This is a genomic window from Stutzerimonas stutzeri (genome assembly GCF_024448985.1).
Classification (GTDB): Bacteria; Pseudomonadota; Gammaproteobacteria; order Pseudomonadales; family Pseudomonadaceae; genus Stutzerimonas; species Stutzerimonas stutzeri_AP.
The window spans coordinates 35,910-51,547 of the sequence record NZ_JAMOII010000006.1; the positions used below are offsets into that span (position 1 = coordinate 35,910).

Annotated in this window: 20 protein-coding genes; 11 read left to right on the forward strand and 9 right to left on the reverse strand. The window is 61.1% G+C overall.

The annotated features are described in order from the left end of the window. Positions 1 to 66 precede the first annotated feature (66 nt). Positions 67 to 1,047, reverse strand: coding sequence for a ribonuclease Z (locus NA647_RS09620; protein WP_256057477.1), 981 nt, complete (start codon positions 1,045 to 1,047; stop codon positions 67 to 69). Between the two features lie 204 nt (positions 1,048 to 1,251). On the opposite strand from NA647_RS09620, the gene NA647_RS09625 reads away from it, so the two are divergent. Together NA647_RS09625 and NA647_RS09630 are read left to right on the forward strand one after the other, a co-directional pair. Beyond that, positions 1,252 to 2,565, forward strand: a complete 1,314-nt coding sequence (locus tag NA647_RS09625) for a CitMHS family transporter (protein WP_256057478.1) — start codon at positions 1,252 to 1,254, stop codon at positions 2,563 to 2,565. A gap of 137 nt (positions 2,566 to 2,702) precedes the next feature. Then, positions 2,703 to 3,485: a sulfite exporter TauE/SafE family protein gene (locus tag NA647_RS09630; protein ID WP_256057479.1), complete on the forward strand. Its 783-nt coding sequence runs from the start codon at positions 2,703 to 2,705 to the stop codon at positions 3,483 to 3,485. 22 nt (positions 3,486 to 3,507) lie between these two features. Here NA647_RS09630 and NA647_RS09635 read toward each other — a convergent pair whose 3' ends face one another. Together NA647_RS09635 and NA647_RS09640 are read right to left on the reverse strand one after the other, a co-directional pair. Further along, a complete protein-coding gene (locus tag NA647_RS09635; protein ID WP_256057480.1) occupies positions 3,508 to 3,936 on the reverse strand; it encodes a VOC family protein in 429 nt (142 codons plus the stop codon). Between the two features lie 19 nt (positions 3,937 to 3,955). Beyond that, on the reverse strand, positions 3,956 to 4,375 hold the full coding sequence (locus tag NA647_RS09640; RefSeq protein WP_256057481.1) for a YciI family protein: 420 nt from the start codon (positions 4,373 to 4,375) through the stop codon (positions 3,956 to 3,958). Positions 4,376 to 4,647: 272 nt separating this feature from the next. On the opposite strand from NA647_RS09640, the gene NA647_RS09645 reads away from it, so the two are divergent. From NA647_RS09645 to NA647_RS09655, 3 genes are all read left to right on the forward strand, one after another. Next, positions 4,648 to 5,178, forward strand: a complete 531-nt coding sequence (locus tag NA647_RS09645; protein WP_256057482.1) for a DUF3455 domain-containing protein — start codon at positions 4,648 to 4,650, stop codon at positions 5,176 to 5,178. Between the two features lie 109 nt (positions 5,179 to 5,287). Further along, a complete protein-coding gene (locus NA647_RS09650) occupies positions 5,288 to 5,851 on the forward strand; it encodes a sigma-70 family RNA polymerase sigma factor (RefSeq protein WP_256057483.1) in 564 nt (187 codons plus the stop codon). Continuing rightward, positions 5,848 to 6,576, forward strand: a complete 729-nt coding sequence (locus tag NA647_RS09655) for an anti-sigma factor (RefSeq protein WP_256057484.1) — start codon at positions 5,848 to 5,850, stop codon at positions 6,574 to 6,576. Before NA647_RS09650 ends, NA647_RS09655 begins: the two co-directional genes overlap by 4 nt. 171 nt (positions 6,577 to 6,747) lie before the next feature. Here NA647_RS09655 and NA647_RS09660 read toward each other — a convergent pair whose 3' ends face one another. Beyond that, the gene (locus NA647_RS09660; protein WP_256057485.1) at positions 6,748 to 7,452 is read right to left on the reverse strand and encodes a glutathione S-transferase N-terminal domain-containing protein; all 705 of its coding nucleotides are present in this window, start codon (positions 7,450 to 7,452) and stop codon (positions 6,748 to 6,750) included. 216 nt (positions 7,453 to 7,668) lie between these two features. Between NA647_RS09660 and NA647_RS09665 the strand changes: the two genes are divergently transcribed. Next, the gene (locus tag NA647_RS09665) at positions 7,669 to 9,036 is read left to right on the forward strand and encodes a GntP family permease (protein ID WP_256057594.1); all 1,368 of its coding nucleotides are present in this window, start codon (positions 7,669 to 7,671) and stop codon (positions 9,034 to 9,036) included. Here the strand turns inward: NA647_RS09665 and NA647_RS19645 are convergent. The 3 genes from NA647_RS19645 to ccoN are packed head-to-tail and all read right to left on the reverse strand — an operon-like array spanning position 9,022 to position 10,912. After that, positions 9,022 to 9,285, reverse strand: coding sequence for a 3-alpha domain-containing protein (locus NA647_RS19645; protein ID WP_336604950.1), 264 nt, complete (start codon positions 9,283 to 9,285; stop codon positions 9,022 to 9,024). The genes NA647_RS09665 and NA647_RS19645 overlap by 15 nt on opposite strands. Beyond that, complete coding sequence (locus NA647_RS09675; RefSeq protein ID WP_256057486.1) at positions 9,245 to 9,460, reverse strand: hypothetical protein; 216 nt, start codon at positions 9,458 to 9,460, stop codon at positions 9,245 to 9,247. Before NA647_RS09675 ends, NA647_RS19645 begins: the two co-directional genes overlap by 41 nt. Positions 9,461 to 9,463: 3 nt before the next feature. Further along, a complete protein-coding gene (gene ccoN / locus NA647_RS09680; protein ID WP_256057487.1) occupies positions 9,464 to 10,912 on the reverse strand; it encodes a cytochrome-c oxidase, cbb3-type subunit I in 1,449 nt (482 codons plus the stop codon). 362 nt (positions 10,913 to 11,274) lie between these two features. Between ccoN and NA647_RS09685 the strand changes: the two genes are divergently transcribed. Further along, positions 11,275 to 11,712, forward strand: coding sequence for a DUF6306 domain-containing protein (locus tag NA647_RS09685; protein WP_256057488.1), 438 nt, complete (start codon positions 11,275 to 11,277; stop codon positions 11,710 to 11,712). 268 nt (positions 11,713 to 11,980) lie between these two features. Then, on the forward strand, positions 11,981 to 12,424 hold the full coding sequence (locus tag NA647_RS09690; protein ID WP_256057489.1) for an HIT family protein: 444 nt from the start codon (positions 11,981 to 11,983) through the stop codon (positions 12,422 to 12,424). Between the two features lie 205 nt (positions 12,425 to 12,629). Here the strand turns inward: NA647_RS09690 and NA647_RS09695 are convergent, their stop codons facing one another. Beyond that, positions 12,630 to 13,895, reverse strand: coding sequence for a DUF445 domain-containing protein (locus tag NA647_RS09695; protein ID WP_256057490.1), 1,266 nt, complete (start codon positions 13,893 to 13,895; stop codon positions 12,630 to 12,632). Between the two features lie 140 nt (positions 13,896 to 14,035). After that, positions 14,036 to 14,428, reverse strand: coding sequence for a hypothetical protein (locus NA647_RS09700; RefSeq protein ID WP_256057492.1), 393 nt, complete (start codon positions 14,426 to 14,428; stop codon positions 14,036 to 14,038). A gap of 196 nt (positions 14,429 to 14,624) precedes the next feature. On the opposite strand from NA647_RS09700, the gene NA647_RS09705 reads away from it, so the two are divergent. The 3 genes from NA647_RS09705 to NA647_RS09715 all read left to right on the forward strand — a co-directional run bounded on the left by NA647_RS09705 (position 14,625) and on the right by NA647_RS09715 (position 15,591). Next, positions 14,625 to 14,774, forward strand: coding sequence for a hypothetical protein (locus tag NA647_RS09705; RefSeq protein WP_256057493.1), 150 nt, complete (start codon positions 14,625 to 14,627; stop codon positions 14,772 to 14,774). Between the two features lie 50 nt (positions 14,775 to 14,824). Next, the gene (locus NA647_RS09710) at positions 14,825 to 15,046 is read left to right on the forward strand and encodes a hypothetical protein (protein WP_256057494.1); all 222 of its coding nucleotides are present in this window, start codon (positions 14,825 to 14,827) and stop codon (positions 15,044 to 15,046) included. A gap of 116 nt (positions 15,047 to 15,162) precedes the next feature. Continuing rightward, positions 15,163 to 15,591, forward strand: coding sequence for a 3-isopropylmalate dehydratase (locus tag NA647_RS09715; protein WP_256057495.1), 429 nt, complete (start codon positions 15,163 to 15,165; stop codon positions 15,589 to 15,591). Positions 15,592 to 15,638: the final 47 nt, after the last annotated feature.

Sequence of the window (15,638 nt, forward strand, 5' to 3'; positions counted from 1 at the left end):
TTTCATAATCACCGAGCTTGGTAGCGCACGCGCTTCGGATCGGCGGCGGTAAGCCCGCTACAGCGCCTAGGCTTCCCCGGAAATTATCCTGTTGTCAAAGCCCAACACCCCGTCTTTCCCCAGCCTTAACCACAGAAGGTCCTTCGCCAAAAACAGCTCTCCCTGATAGCGCTCGGCAGCCTCCGCTCGGATATCGTCCATCGATAATCCTCGCCCCGGAGCGTTCTGGTAGCGCGCGCTAAAGTGCGTCAGCACCAGGTTCGGTAGCCCGACGGACTGCGCAAAGGCTGCAACCTGTGCCGCAGTGCTGTGGCCGAAATCGTTTTTGCCGGCGTCGGCGATGGGCTGGGTATAAGTGGCTTCGTGAACGAGTACGTGCGCATCCTGGCAGGCGTCACGTAGCAGCTCGGGGCGGTCATTGTCGCCGGCAACGACGACGCGGCGGGGCGGGCGGGTGGACAGCAGATAATCCTCGCTGCGCAAGGAGTGACCTTGGAATTCGACGTCATGGCCGCGCACCAGTTGCCCCCAGAGCGGGCCACGAGGGATGCCGTCGCGGTCGAGCTTTTCGATATCGAGGCGCGGGTCGGGCCGCGCTTCGGTGAAACGGTAGCCCCAGCTCGGCACGCGATGGGAGAGGGCGATGGCTTCGACGCGCACCTGTGGGTTGCGCCAGCCTTCGAAGGTCTCGATGGCGTGAAAGCGGAGTTCATAGGGCAGGCGGCTCTGGCTCATTTCGAGCGTAGCGCGGACCCAGCCTTCAATCGCCGCGGGCGCGATGATCTCCAACGGCTCCTGCCGGCGCGCCATGCCGGCGCTGGCGAGCAGACCAGGCAGGCCAAAGCAGTGATCGCCGTGCACATGCGTGATGAAAATCGCGCGCAGCCCATGCAAGGTCAAAGGTGTGCGCAGCAGCTGGTGCTGAGTGGCCTCGCCGCAGTCGATCAGGTACCAACCTTTTCCGCTGTCTTCCACCAACGCCAGCCCGCTGACATTGCGGGCCTTGGTCGGTGTGCCGGACGAGGTTCCGAGAAATAGCAGATCCACACCTGTGCTCCTGTTCTGCAATATTTGTGATTCGTGACGGCAGCGCCCTGATCAATGCAAGCACCGCCATTTCTTGAGGGCCGACATATTTCCTCACAGTTGCCCAGCGTTTCGTTTGGTGGGTTAAAGGTTGCTGAAAGCTTCGCTTCGTAGCCTATCCGGCTCACCTGTTTCAGCTGGATAAGAATAAAGAGGAGATTAGGCTTGTTGACTCTGATTGGTCTGTTGACCATTGGCAGCTTGGTAGTACTGCTGCTCGTCGGGCGCATGGCGCCGATTCTGCCGTTGATCGTAGTACCGCTGGTAGGCGCATTGCTGGCCGGCTTCGGACCGGAGGCGATCTCCGGTTTTTTCACTGACGGCCTGGAGCGTGTGATATCCATCGCCGCCATGTTCGTCTTCGCCATCACCTTTTTCGGCGTGCTGCAGGATACCGGGCTGTTCCGTCCGATCATTGGCGCCATGGTGAAGATCACTCGTGGCAACGTGATCGCCGTGGCGATGGCCACTGCTGTGATCGGCATGCTGGCGCACCTCGACGGCGCCGGCGCGACTACCTTTCTGCTGACCATTCCTGCACTGCTGCCGCTGTATCGTCAGCTGCGGATGAGCCCGTACCTAATGCTCATGCTGCTGGCCCTCGGCGCCGGCATTTTCAATATGCTGCCTTGGGCTGGCCCGTTGGGCCGCGCGGCGGCGGTGACCGGCATTGAAGTGACTGAGCTGTGGCGGCCGCTTGTTGCCGTGCAGGGAATCGGCGTGGTGTTGCTGGTGGCACTGGCCGCCTTACTCGGCTGGCGCGAACAGAGGCGCATCGCGTCGGGCAATGTACCGGCAGATGTTGGCGTGCTGGTCGATACCCACGCGGGTCTTCACGAACCTACCCCTGAAGAGCGCGCGCTGGAGCGCCCCGGACGTCTCTGGGTCAATGGAAGCCTGTTCTTAGTCGTATTGATTGCGTTGTTCGCGGGTGTGTTACCGGCTGGCTACATCTTCATGATTGGCCTGTCGCTTGCGCTGTTCATCAACTACCCCGGCGGCAAGGCACAGATGCAGCGCATCGCGGCGCATGCGCCGGCAGCCCTGAGCATGGGCATGATTATCCTCGCGGCGGGCTCGATGCTGGGGATGCTGACCGGCACCGGCATGCTGACGTCCATCGCCCAGGATCTGGTTCAGGTGCTGCCTGCCTCGATGGTGTCGCAGCTGCACATCGTTCTCGGTGTATTTGGTCTGCCGTTGGAGCTGATGCTGAGCACCGACGCCTATTACTTCGGTCTGCTACCGGTCACGCTGGAAGTGGTGACCAATCACGGTATCGAGCCAGCCAGCGTCGTCTACGCGATGACCATCGGCAACATCATCGGTACATTCATCAGCCCGTTCTCGCCAGCACTCTGGTTGGCCCTCGGGTTGGCCGGGCTGGATCTGGGCCGGCATATCCGCTACTCGCTATGGTGGATGTGGGGCTTTTCCTTGTTGCTGTTCGTCGCCGCTTGGATGCTTGGCCTGTTCTGATGATCCGAGACGTAGCAATCCTGCTTATATCGTTTAGCTACTAAAAAAGAACAAACTTATATTAAGGATTGCTAGTCCTCACCGTTATGCTGCTCCCCTTTGACACGGCCCAGGCGGGCCTCAACGGGAAGCGAACGATGGAATTAGGTGTTATCGGCTTTGTGGTGGCCGGCCTGCTGGTGGGGTTCATCGTTGGCATGACAGGCGTTGGCGGTGGCTCGCTGATGACGCCTATTCTCCTGTGGTTTGGCGTCAACCCGGCTGCCGCCGTGGGTACCGACCTGCTTTACGCGGCGATCACCAAGGCTGGTGGCGTCTGGGTGCATCAGAAGAATCGCAACATCGACTGGAGCATCACCGGCTGGCTGGCGCTTGGCAGTGTGCCGGCAGCGGGCCTGACGCTCTGGGTGCTGAGCGGGTTGCACTCCGATCCTGAGGTGCTCAACGCGATTATCAAACAGTCGCTGGGCGTCGTTCTGGTGCTCACCGCGCTGGCGGTGCTGTTCAAAATGCGGCTGCTCGCATTCGCCGCTCGTCTGTCCGGGCCGACGCCTCGGCTTTCGCCGCGCGGGCTAAATGTGCTGACCGTTGTGGTCGGCGGGGTGCTCGGTGCGATTGTGACGCTGACCTCCATCGGTGCCGGCGCACTGGGTACTGTGGCGCTGTTCTTTCTCTACCCTCTATTGAGCACGCGCCGTCTGGTCGGAACGGAGATTGCCCATGCCGTGCCACTTACGCTGGTGGCAGGGCTGGGTCACGCCGGCATGGGGAATATGGATTGGACCATCTTGGCCTATTTGCTGGTGGGCTCGTTGCCTGGGATTTACCTGGGCAGCAACCTGGCCGGCAAGGTACCGGATACCGTCCTGCGTCCCTTCATGGCGATTATGCTGGCAGCCATCGGGTACAAGCTGATCTGACCCCTTTCGGCCGGATGGTCTGTTATCCGGCCTGTTCGCAATTGACCATCCAGGAAACGCCGAAGCGGTCGGTCAGCATGCCGAAACACTCGGCCCAGAAAGTTTTTTCCAGCGGCATCACGACCTGTCCGCCCTCGGCCAGCCCGTTGAACAGGCGTTCGCACTCGGCAACGCTTTTTGGATGCAGGGATATCGAGCAACCCTTGATTCCTTCGTATGGGCCGCCGCCACAGGCTGCGTCGCCGGGCATGGTGTCGGATGCCATGAGCTGGTAATCGCCCAGGTTCAAACAGACGTGCATGATTCGCTCGCGGTGCTCGGCAGGGAAGTGCTCGGCTTCGGGCGCCTGAGCAAAGGTCATCATTTCCAGCGTGCCGCCCAGTACTTGTTGATAAAGCGTAAAGGCGTCGCGTGCCTGGCCGTCGAAGGTGAGATAAGGGGTTATCTTCATGGTCATTCTCCTGTTTCGATCAGTGGGAAATCCGGGCGCGCAGTCGTTCTTCCTGCTCGCGCAATTCGGGCGTGAATTCAGCGCCGAAGTCATCGGCTTCGAATACCTGACGGATCTCGATTTCCGATTCGCCAACGGCTGACGCGGGGCAGCGCTTTACCCAGTCGACGGCTTCCTGCAGCGAGCCGGTCTGGAACATCCAGTAGCCGGCGATCAGCTCGCGGGTTTCGGCGAACGGGCCATCGACGACCGAGCACTGCCCTTCGCTGAAACACACCCGTGCGCCTCGGCTACTCGGATGCAAGCCTTCGCCGCCCAGCAGTACACCGGCATTTGCCAATTCCTCGTTGTACTGGCCCATGGCCGCAAGCACTTCCTCGCTTGGCATGACCCCCGTTTCGGTATCGTGGTTGGCCTTGATCATCACCATGAATCGCATCGTCTGACTCCTTCATTGATGGGTCGAATCAGCCTAGACGGATCTGCACGAATTTCCGCTGGCTCTGATCATTGGTCGAGTGGGGGAGGTGAGAATCGACATGGCATTCGCGAAAAAGAAGGGCTGTGAAATACCAACGCTACCGTGCGGTCCGCGCATCGATTGGAGGCCCGAAAATATTTTTGCAAGTGCTGCATCCGATCCGGCTTGTCGCGGGTAGTACAGATAGCGGCCTTCGTCGCCGCCCACCTGATCACTACCGGAGATTCAAAATGGACGCGCAAAAGATCCTCTGCCTCACCGGGCTTTCCCTAGCGCTCGGATGCTCGGCCAGTGCCTTCGCCAAAACGGATGTACCCGACGCCGTCAACGTCCCGGATGGCCACACCGTTAGCATGGAAACTGTCGGCGTCGGCAAAATTACCTATGAATGCCAAGCCAAAGCCGATATGCCAGACAAGATGGAGTGGGTATTCGTCGGTCCCAGGGCCGCGCTCAATGACCGCAGCGGCAAACAGGTCGGCAGCTATTACGGCCCGCCTGCCACCTGGGAGGCGGCGGATGGCTCCCTGATTACCGGCACCCAGGTTGCGGTGGCGCCCGGTGGTGATGGCAATATCCCGTATCAGTTGGTCAAGGCCAACCCGGCCGAAGGCAACGGCGCGATGAAGGGCGTCAGCTATATTCAGCGTGTAGCGACCAAGGGCGGCGTAGCGCCAGCGGCAACGTGCGAGGCAGCCAACAAGGGCGAGCGCCAGGTCGTGGATTATCAGGCCGACTACCTGTTCTGGACCAATAAGTGAGCCCAGCATAGCGGGCAGGTCGCTCGATATGAGCGCCGAATGTTTCTATGCTCCACGGACGCCCCGGCCTGCCCGCCGGGGCAATTACAATCAGCCAATGGCAGATCCATTGACAGCGACCCCATCCCTATTCGATTACGAAGCATCGTTGCGTGCCTGCGCGCGCGGCGAGCGCACGGCATTGCAGCAACTCTATGAACAGGAAAGCCCGCGCCTGCTCGGCGTGGTTCAGCGCATCGTGCGAGACGCCGCGCTGGCGGAGGACATCGTGCATGACGCCTTCATCCGCATCTGGAACAAAGCGGCGACTTATGACCAGTCGCGCGGCTCGGCCCGTGGTTGGATCTTCAGCGTGACCCGCCACCTTGCGCTCAACGCCGTGCGCAACGATGCCCGGCAGATGCAGTTGGACCCAGACGAGGACGGCGAAACCAGCCACGCAGTAATTGATGGTTGGCAAGAACAGACCGACGCCTTCGATTGGCGAGTCAATCCTGGCCGGGTCGAAGCCTGTCTCGAACAGCTTGAGCCGGTGCGCCGCAACTGTGTATTACATGCCTACGTCGACGGCTATTCCCATCAGGAAATCGCCCAGCGCCTGGGTGCTCCGCTGGGCACGGTGAAAGCCTGGATCCGCCGCAGCCTGGCCGCCCTTCGTGAGTGCATCGGATGAATACCGAGCTCAACGACAGCGGAGAAAGCCTGCATGAATTGGCCGGCGAATATGTCCTCGGGACCTTGCCTGCGTCGCAGCGAGAGGAAGTCGAACGACGTTTGGCGGTCGAGCCCGAACTGCAAGCCGCCGTGGATTATTGGGAAGCACGCCTGCTGCACCTGACCGATCTGGTAGAGCCACAAACGCCTTCGCCGCGCCTGTGGGCTCGCATACAACGGACCTTGGATGAGTCCTCTCGACAGACCGTACCGGTGCCGCGGCCTCGCCAATCGAAATGGTGGGACAACCTGTCGCTGTGGCGAGGGTTCGCCGCCGCTGGCATGGCCGCGACGTTGGTGTTGGGGACGTTGTTGCTTACAAGGGCCGCGCCGGAGCCATCGCCGACCTGGCTGGTGGTGCTCGCCACCCCGCAGGATCTGGCTCCCGGTTGGGTGATGCAGGCCAGTAATCAGTCGCGGGAAATCGAGCTGATCCCTCTCGGTGTTACCGAGCTGCCGCCGGACAAGGCCTTGCAGCTCTGGACCAAGGCCGAAGGCTGGCAGGCACCGGTTTCGCTCGGATTGGTCAAGCCCGGCGAGCCAGTGAAGATTCGCCTCGACGAACTTCCGCCGCTACAGCCCAACCAGCTGTTCGAACTCACGCTTGAGCAACCGACCGGCTCGCCAACCGGCAAGCCGACCGGGCCGATCCAGTTCATCGGGCGCGCGGCTAAGGTGATCTAAGCTTCCACGTCTCGGCACAAAATCTCTGGTTCGCTCGCAGCGATCTATTTGGAACCCCTCGCAGCAACATCCGAAAACTGCCTGCCCCCTCTCCTCCCGGAGAGGGTTGGGGCGCCCGGCATAGGGTGAGGGCTGCTGTAATAAGCACAGAGCGCCTGGCGGAAGCCTGTTTCACCCGCGGGGTGGAATGTTCAGACCCTTGGCCACCGCAGGCCGCGCAACGAAGGCATCCAGAACCCGCTGGACGTTGACGAATCGCTCGAATTCCACCAGCTCGCGGGCCTCGTAGAAGCCCACCAGGTTACGCACCCAGGGGAAAGTGGCGATATCGGCAATGCTGTAGCGCCCACCCATGAGCCACTCCCGACCTTCCAAGCGCTGGTCGAGCACGCCCAGCAGCCGCTGGGATTCTGCGACGTAACGATCACGTGGGCGCTTGTCCTCGTATTCCTTGCCGGCGAATTTGTGGAAGAAGCCGAGCTGGCCGAACATCGGCCCAACGCCCCCCATCTGGAACATCAACCATTGGATTGTCTCGTAGCGCGCCGCCGTGTCCTCGGGCATCAACTGGCCCGTCTTGTCCGCCAGATACAGCAGAATCGCCCCCGATTCGAATAGTGCCAGCGGCTTACCGTCCGGCCCGTTCGGGTCGAGGATCGCCGGGATCTTGTTGTTCGGGTTCAGAGATAGGAATTCCTGCGACAACTGATCGTTGGTCTCGAAGCTGACCAGGTGCGCCTCGTAGGGCAGGCCGGTCTCCTCCAGCATGATCGACGCCTTTACCCCGTTGGGCGTGGGGAGTGAGTAGAGCTGCAGGCGTTCCGGATAGCTGGCAGGCCATTTCTGGGTGATGGGAAACGCAGATAGATCGGACATGCAGCATGCTCTCCGTACGATGAGGGGATTGAGGATAGCTCACCCGTTGGCGCAGTTGGTCGAACGGGAACGGGGGCGTGGTTCTCAATTGATCGGGCCAGGCATCATGCAGGCGCTTCGATGGCTTCGGGTGTCGCCGACAAGCTGCACTATGCTCAACGCAGCGCAGGCACCGTCGCCTGCGCGTTCTGGGCCCAACACACGAGGCGTTTGACCATGGTGCTGATCCTCATCCTGCTATTGCTGATTGCCTTCATTGTGTATTCCACGGTGAGCTGGAAGCTGCATCCCTTTCTAGCGCTGCTGGCAGCGGCGATCCTCGCCGGCTTCGCCTACCAAGTCCCGACTGCGGAAATTCTCAAAACGGTGGCGTCCGGCTTCGGCGGCATCCTCGGCTACATCGGGATTGTCATCGCCCTAGGCACCATTATTGGTGTCATCCTCGAACGTTCCGGCGCGGCGATCACTATGGCCGAAAGCGTGATCCGGCTGCTGGGCGAACGCTTCCCGACCCTGACGCTTTCGATCATCGGCTATCTGGTGTCGATCCCGGTGTTCTGCGATTCCGGCTACGTCATCCTCAACTCGCTGAAAAATGCACTGGCGGCGCGGATGAAGGTCTCGGTGGTAGCGATGAGTGTGGCGTTGGCCACCGGCCTGTATGCCACTCACACCTTTGTGCCGCCGACGCCCGGCCCAATCGCCGCCGCAGGCAACCTGGGGTTGGAAGATTCGCTGGGGCTGGTGATTGCCGTCGGCCTGCTGGTATCCGTGGTGGCCGCGCTGGCCGGGATGCTTTGGGCCAACCGCTTTCTCAAGCAGGACGACCGTGACCTGCTGGACGAAGCCCCCAGCGAGCTGCTCGCCGAGGATGTGGATTTCGATACCTTGCGAGCCCGCTATGGCGTGCTGCCCAGTGCGTGGCAGGCCTTTGCGCCGATCTTCATTCCCATTGGGTTGATCTGCATCGGCACGGTTGCCGCCTTGCCGGGCAGGCCGCTGGGCGAGGGCGTTTTGTTTTCGGTGCTTAGTTTCCTCGGCCAGCCGGTGGCTGCATTGCTGATAGGCCTGGGCTTCGCCTGCACGCTGCTTAAGAGCGAGAACAAGCGCCAGCAGTTTCATGATCAGGTGGCCGCAGGCATCGTCTCGGCTGCGCCGATCCTGCTCATCACCGGTGCCGGCGGTGCCTTCGGCGCCATGCTGAAGATCACGCCGCTAGGCGATTACCTGGGCCAGAGCTTGTCGGCGCTGGGTATCGGTTTGTTCATGCCCTTCATCGTCTCCGCCGCACTGAAGACTGCGCAGGGTTCCACCACCGTTGCGCTGGTCACCACCTCGGCAATGGTTGCGCCGCTGCTGGGCAGCCTCGGTCTGGATAGCGAAATGGGCCGGGTGCTCACGGTAATGGCTATCGGCGCGGGCGGTATGACCGTGTCCCATGCCAATGACAGCTTCTTCTGGGTCGTCTCGCAGTTCAGTCGGATGAAGGTATCCACTGCCTACCGCGCGCAAACCATGGCGACGCTGGTTCAAGGCGTGGTGGGTATGTTGACTGTCTGGTTGCTGAGCCTAGTGCTGCTCTGAGATATCGACCTGCCGCATCGCTGGATCGATGGCGGTTAGCGGGCGCCTTTCAGGTTTCGCTGCCGTACAGCCGTTTGCTCCAGTCTCAACGGTGCGTTCCTGCAGGCGGCCCTCCACTAGATTGCGCCAGGACGGCACTAATGGCAGTTCGTACAGTTCATGCAGGGCGGGCTGGTCCAGGGTGCGCTGTCGTTGACCGCCGCGCCTGTCAGGCCTTCCAGATGAAAGGCGGCTCTGGTTCTTCAGCAGGACGTACCACCCGTTGGCAGACCAACCCGGTTTCGGCCGTCAAGTGCCGGGCGGCTTCGGGATCGTCCGCGAAGGGCAGCAGGGCAGTCTGCTCCGCGTCGTGGCTGGATAGATTCGTCAGGCTCAGCGCCGCGCCTAGCAGCGCTATAACGGTGAAGAAAATCAGCATCGCCATGGTTTACCCCGCCGTGACCAGATGGGGAATCGGCGCCTGAACGGCATTGTCGCCAGCACGCACGGTGCGCCAGGTGTTGTAGGCCATCAGCAGCATGCCGAAGGCGAACAGCCCGCCGCCAATCATGCGTACCACGTAGCCGGGATGGCTGGCTTCCAGGGCTTCGACGAAGGAGTAGGTGAGGGTGCCGTCTTCGTTGATCGCACGCCACATCAGACCCTGGGTGATGCCGTTGACCCACATCGAGGCAATGTAGAGCACGGTGCCGATGGTGCTCAGCCAGAAATGGGCATTGATCAGGCCGACGCTGTGCATCTGCTCGCGTCCCCAGAGTTTGGGGATCATGTGGTACAGCGTGCCGATGCTGATCATCGCCACCCAGCCGAGGGCGCCGGCATGCACATGGCCGATGGTCCAGTCGGTGTAGTGGGACAACGCGTTGACGGTCTTGATGGCCATCATCGGACCTTCGAAGGTCGACATGCCGTAGAAGGCCAGAGACACCACCAGGAAGCGCAGGATCGGGTCGGTGCGCAGCTTATGCCAGGCGCCCGACAGGGTCATCATGCCGTTGATCATGCCGCCCCAGCTCGGCGCGAGCAGGATGATCGACATCACCATGCCCAGGCTTTGCGCCCAATCTGGCAGTGCGGTGTAGTGCAGGTGGTGCGGGCCGGCCCAGATGTACAGGCTGATGATCGCCCAGAAATGCACGATGGACAGCCGGTAGGAATAGATCGGTCGCTCCGCCTGTTTCGGCACGAAGTAATACATCATCCCGAGGAAACCCACCGAGAGAATGAAGCCCACCACGCTGTGCCCATACCACCACTGCACCATGGCATCGGTGGCGCCCGAATAGATCGGATAAGACTTGAGCAGTGTCACCGGCACCAGCATGTGATTGACGATGTGTACCATCGCCGTGACGATGATGAACGCACCGTAGAACCAGTTGCCGACGTAGATATGGCTGACCGTGCGCTTGGCGATGGTGCCGAAGAACAGCCATGTGTAGGCGATCCACACGAAGGTGACCAGCAAGGCGATGGGCCATTCCATCTCCGCGTATTCCTTGGAGGTGGTGTAGCCCAGAGGATAGCTGATCAGCATCGCCACGATCGCCGTCTGCCAGCCCCAGAACACGAAGCTCGCCACGCCGTCGGAAATCACGCGCACCCGGCTGGTGCGCTGCACGACGTACAGGGACGTGGCAAACAGCGCGTTGCCACCGAACGCGAAGATCACCAGATTGGTGTGCAACGGCCGGATGCGGCCAAAGCTGGTCCAGGGAAGGTCGAAATTCAGTTGCGGCCACACTAGTTGGGCCGCGATGAACACACCCATGCCCATGCCGAGGATGCCCCAAATCAGGGTCATCAAGGTGAACTGGCGGACGATGCGGTAGTTGTAGGTTTCGCCAGACGAGCCGGCAGGAATCACTCGGGACATGAAATTTCCAGATGCACGCAAGGAGGTTTGCAAGAGTTTCGTTCAGCCTTTACGCCTCGTGGGCTTCCTCTGCGGGGGCCTCGTTGCGAGTCGTACCTGGCGCCATGCGAGCGCTGAAGGTGAACGCCAGGCAGTGTGATCTTCCTGTTTTGTCTAGGCAAAGGAATAATAATGAACGTTAAATACATTTATTTTTATTTATCATGTGGCCGGCCTCGGTTGCTTTAAGGGCAATCCAGCGGCGGCGAAGCAAAAAGACTGCACCGTCGCGGCAGGATTTTTCATTGTTGGTCGCTGTTGACATGCGGCTAGCATGGTTCCGGCCAGCTGCAGGCTGATCACCGAACAAGGAAAAGAAAAAGATGACTGTGGAATCGTTAGGAATCGAGCGGGAGCGCCTGATCGAGGCGCTCGATGAGCTGTTGAGCGCTGAGCGGGCCGGGGCACAGGTTGCCCATGCCAGCCTCGCGGAAGCCAAGGGAGACCTGCAGCGTAGTGTGCTGGCGCAGGTGCATCGTGGCGAAGCCGATAGTTGCCGGCGATTGCGAGATTGCTTGCTGATGCTGGATGCCGAGCCGGGGCACGAGCGCGGCGCCTTCTACGAAAAATGCATGGCGATCGCCGATCTGGGCGAGCGCCTGGCGCTGGTCGACCGAGGCCAGAAATGGGTGATTCGAAAACTCGAGGCGCTGCTTCAGGATGTCACTCATCCGCAGATTCGTCAGGAGCTGGAGGCCGTGCTCCGCACCCATGAAATCAACAGCGATGACTATGCCGCCAAGGCGGAGGAATTGCGTTAGGCGTCTCGCAGATTTTGTCGAGGCGCAATGGCGGTGCTGCTCCGGCGGCGCACTACTCATTTCAAAGCTCGCGGTGCGCGGAGCGCACCCTACAGACTTGGCGGGTGCAGATGCTTTTGTAGGATGCGCTTTGCGCACCAAGGTGATCCGAGTTCTGGCTGTTCTGGGCACGAGGTAGACGTGGCTTTGCTATCGGACATCGGCCACGATTCGGTTTACTACTTCTGACCGGTATGGTCTGCCTTCCCATTCGTCCTGGAGAAAATCGGTGTCCCTGATCACGCCCTACGACCCGCAGAACATCTTTGCTCAGATCATTCGGGGCGATGCGCCTTGCTACAAGCTCTACGAGGATGACGACGTGCTCGCCTTTCTCGATCTGTTTCCGCAATCCTTTGGCCATACGTTGGTGATTCCAAAGCGCTCCGCTGCCTGCAATATCCTCGATGTGGATACCGAGGCGTTGTGCAAAGTGATGGCGGTTGTGCAGAAGCTCACCCGTGTGATCGTCGATGAATTGCAGCCCGATGGCGTGCAGGTGGCGCAGTTCAATGGCGCGCCGGCGGGGCAGACGGTGTTTCATATTCACGTGCATATCGTTCCGCGATACACCGGCGAGGGCTTGGGCATCCATGCAGCGGGCAAGGCCGAACCGGAGGCGCTGGAGAGGTTGCAAGCGCGGCTGGTGCAGCGGTTGGCGCAGCGAGCGTAGGGTGGGCTGGGCGGGTCTTCGCTTAACACCACTACGACCGAGGCGCTTCTGTGGTGGGCTAAAGCCCACCCTACGGCCCATCGAGAGATAGCAGCCATCAGGGTCTCAATGCGTGACCAATGTCGTAGGGTGGGCTTCAGCCCACCACAGGTAGCTTCGCTGGTGGGCTAAGGCGGAGCACCGCCCGACCCATCCTTCAACCTACCTAGCCGGCCACCAGCTGCGTCAGCGCATGCAGCACCAGCCCGACCAAGCCACCGACCAGCGTGCCGTTGATGCGGATGTATTGCAGGTCCTTGCCAACGCTCTGCTCCATCTGCTCGACCAATTCGCGGCTTTCCCAGTTCTCCACGCGCTGGGCAATGTAATGGCCGATCTTGCCGCGATAGCGCTCGAGCATTGCCGGTGCGGCCGCCATCAACTGCTCATTGATCCAGCTGCGCATGGTGGCATCCGCTGCCAGCGAGTCGCCTAGGCCTTGGGTCAGCTTGACGATACGCGTGCCGATGCGTGAGTCCGCGCTCTCCAGATCGGCCTCCAGCCAATCGGTCAGCTCTTGCCAGAGGGTCTGGATGTAGTCGGTGGTGGCGGGGTGCTCCAGCAGTTGAGCGACAAGGCGTTCGATCTCTAGCCGATAGCCCGGGTCGTGCTTGAGCCGCTCGATATATTCCCCGACGTGCTCGTCGAAGCGCTCTCGCAGTGGATGTTCTGGATCGCCCGCGACCTCAGCGATCACGGCCGAAACCCCGTCGACGAACTTATTCGCCGACCAGCCCCCTAGGGCCTTGCCTAACCCCAGATAACGCAAGGTTCGAACCTCGGCGGTGATGGCCTCGGCCACCAGCGCACGGGTATCGTCGTCCTGCAATAGCGCGTCGAGTTTGATCAGCCCCTCGTCGAGCATCGCCTGGTGTTTGCCTTGGCGGGTGAGCATTTCCAGCACCTGTCCGCATACCGGTGCGAGGTCGATCTTGCGCACACGGTTGATCAGCTTGGCCTGGACGAACGCCTGCACACGCTCGTCATGCAGGGACTCGACGCCGAAACGCGTCATACCGGTGAGCTGCCGACCGACCGCAGCGGCGTTGTCTGGATGGCGCAGCCAATTGGCCAGGCGCCCGCCAACATCCAGCGCTTCCAGCTTGGCCAGTACCAGTGGTGTGGACAGGAAATGGATGGTGATGAAGGTCGACAGATTCTGTCCGATGCGTGCCTTGCTGCGCGGGATGATCGCTGTGTGCGGAATGGGCAGGCCGAGCGGATGGCGGAACAGGGCGGTGACGGCGAACCAGTCGGCAATGGCGCCGACCATCGCGGCTTCGGCGAACGAGGCGAGATAGCCCCAGGCCGGATGACGTGGCTCCATGGCGGTGGCGATGATGTAGAGCAGGGCGGCGAGCAGCAGGAGCATGCCAGCGACCAGCTTCATGCGTGCGACCGGTGATTGCCAGCGGCGGTGCAGAGGGCTCATGCGATTCCTCTTGGTGGCGGCGATGATGAAACGAGGCGGTGCCGGCCGAAGGGCCGACGGGTCTGCCCATACAGCACAGACCCGTTTGGGCGGGAGCGGGTTCGATGAGCCCGCTTGCTGCGCGTGGTGAAAGGAGCGGCTTATTCCTCGTCATCTTCCTCGCGGAGCAGCACGTAGGTGCCGTCAGCCAGGCGCTCGCAGATATAGAACATGGAAATCGTACCGTCCTGCTCGGTCACCGCGGCGTAATCGTCCGCCTCGACGGTGAAGTAGCCCTTGGAGTCAGAACCGGCTTCGCTGGCGAATACGGCGGTGAAGAACGCGTCTTCAGGCATGCCGTCGAAATAGTCGGCGCGTTCCTTGGCATCCCACTCGGCCGGCGGTTCGAAGTTGCCGGTGATGATGACACGGGCGTCGCCCATGTCCTGCTCTTCGCCGTCCGGGTCCGATTCGTGGGCGCGGTAGATGGTGCAGCTCAGGGCATTCGCGTCGGCCAGAATGCTGTCGCGCGTGTATTGATGGTTGGCAGGCATGGAGCGGCTCCGGTGCAGGTGGGATTGCGGGGAGTGTGGTGGAGTCCTTGGGCGGCTGCAATCGCAAGTTGAGCGGGGCGGCGGATTCTTTTTGTCACGGCGTGATGAGCGACCGCCGGCAAGCGCACGGATGAACGCCCTCCGGCTGGGACGGCTCCAATCGATAGAACCCATCGGGCCATACAACGAGGTCGCCATGAACCAGAACCACCAGGATCACTCCGAGCACGAGATGCCCACCGAGGAATCACCAGACATCACCATGACCGACAGCGGCGAGAAGGAGCCGGGCGAGGACCCGGACTTCGACGACAGTGAAATCGATGGCGGCGAAGACCGCGGCTGACCCGATCCTCCGAGCGCAGCTGAATCTGCGCTCGCTACCAGGAGCGTTCCATGGACAAATATCACGTGAACCCGACCCCGATGGGCTGGGAATTGACCGATCCGCAATCCCAGGAAACGTTGCTGCGTACCCTGACCAAGGATGAAATGCTGAGCGAACTGGACACGCTCATGGCAGGCAAGACCGCTTCGGTCGAGGTTTACAGGCGAGACGGAGGGATCGAGGAAGAGCGGCCTTATCCCGGTAGCAGCCATCCGATATCGACCCGCTAGCAGACCGTTAAAGAACTACCCAACGGCCTGCTAGATAGCGATCGCAGTATCTTTGCGCACGGCGAGCGAGCAAACCTGTCATACCATCACCGCTTCGCTTATATGGAGAAACCTGTATGCGCTTGCTCCTTGTCCTCGTTCCCCTTCTGGCACTGGCCGGCTGTTCGTCCTGGCAAGCTGACCCGGAAGACATCAAACCGGTGCCGCAAGAGCGCTTGCGCGGCTATCAGACGCCCATCGCAAATGGCGGTGAGCTGGTGGTGACGCGTGATTTCGGCCTGCGAGGGGGCGGATGCTATGTGGCGCTGATGGTGGACCGCAAGCTCGCCGCGCGCGTGCATGTCGGCGAGCAGGTGCGGTTGCAGGTTCCGGCGGGGATGCGCATTGTCAGCATCGAGTCCGATCCGGAGGACGATACCCTGTGCGGCAAGGGCAATCTGCTGCGCGAAAAGGCGGCGCGGGTCGAGACTGGCGAGACGCTGCACTTTCGTATCAGCGCCGACAATCGTATTGGCTTCGACATCCAGCAGGTCGAGGTCAAATAGCAACTCCTCGCCAAAGCGGTAAACGTCCAGGTTGCCGCGTTTCACAT

What these genes read in the sequence shown, in the direction of transcription:
- NA647_RS09665 (WP_256057594.1), top strand. Translation starts at nt 7,669, where the DNA reads ATGGTGCTGATCCTCATCCTGCTATTGCTGATTGCCTTCATTGTGTAT.
- NA647_RS09630 (WP_256057479.1), top strand. Translation starts at nt 2,703, where the DNA reads ATGGAATTAGGTGTTATCGGCTTTGTGGTGGCCGGCCTGCTGGTGGGG.
- NA647_RS09660 (WP_256057485.1), bottom strand. Translation starts at nt 7,452, where the DNA reads ATGTCCGATCTATCTGCGTTTCCCATCACCCAGAAATGGCCTGCCAGC.
- NA647_RS09705 (WP_256057493.1), top strand. Translation starts at nt 14,625, where the DNA reads ATGAACCAGAACCACCAGGATCACTCCGAGCACGAGATGCCCACCGAG.
- NA647_RS09700 (WP_256057492.1), bottom strand. Translation starts at nt 14,428, where the DNA reads ATGCCTGCCAACCATCAATACACGCGCGACAGCATTCTGGCCGACGCG.
- NA647_RS09685 (WP_256057488.1), top strand. Translation starts at nt 11,275, where the DNA reads ATGACTGTGGAATCGTTAGGAATCGAGCGGGAGCGCCTGATCGAGGCG.
- ccoN (WP_256057487.1), bottom strand. Translation starts at nt 10,912, where the DNA reads ATGTCCCGAGTGATTCCTGCCGGCTCGTCTGGCGAAACCTACAACTAC.
- NA647_RS09715 (WP_256057495.1), top strand. Translation starts at nt 15,163, where the DNA reads ATGCGCTTGCTCCTTGTCCTCGTTCCCCTTCTGGCACTGGCCGGCTGT.
- NA647_RS09645 (WP_256057482.1), top strand. Translation starts at nt 4,648, where the DNA reads ATGGACGCGCAAAAGATCCTCTGCCTCACCGGGCTTTCCCTAGCGCTC.
- NA647_RS09635 (WP_256057480.1), bottom strand. Translation starts at nt 3,936, where the DNA reads ATGAAGATAACCCCTTATCTCACCTTCGACGGCCAGGCACGCGACGCC.
- NA647_RS09655 (WP_256057484.1), top strand. Translation starts at nt 5,848, where the DNA reads ATGAATACCGAGCTCAACGACAGCGGAGAAAGCCTGCATGAATTGGCC.
- NA647_RS09675 (WP_256057486.1), bottom strand. Translation starts at nt 9,460, where the DNA reads ATGGCGATGCTGATTTTCTTCACCGTTATAGCGCTGCTAGGCGCGGCG.
- NA647_RS09640 (WP_256057481.1), bottom strand. Translation starts at nt 4,375, where the DNA reads ATGCGATTCATGGTGATGATCAAGGCCAACCACGATACCGAAACGGGG.
- NA647_RS09695 (WP_256057490.1), bottom strand. Translation starts at nt 13,895, where the DNA reads ATGAGCCCTCTGCACCGCCGCTGGCAATCACCGGTCGCACGCATGAAG.
- NA647_RS09710 (WP_256057494.1), top strand. Translation starts at nt 14,825, where the DNA reads ATGGACAAATATCACGTGAACCCGACCCCGATGGGCTGGGAATTGACC.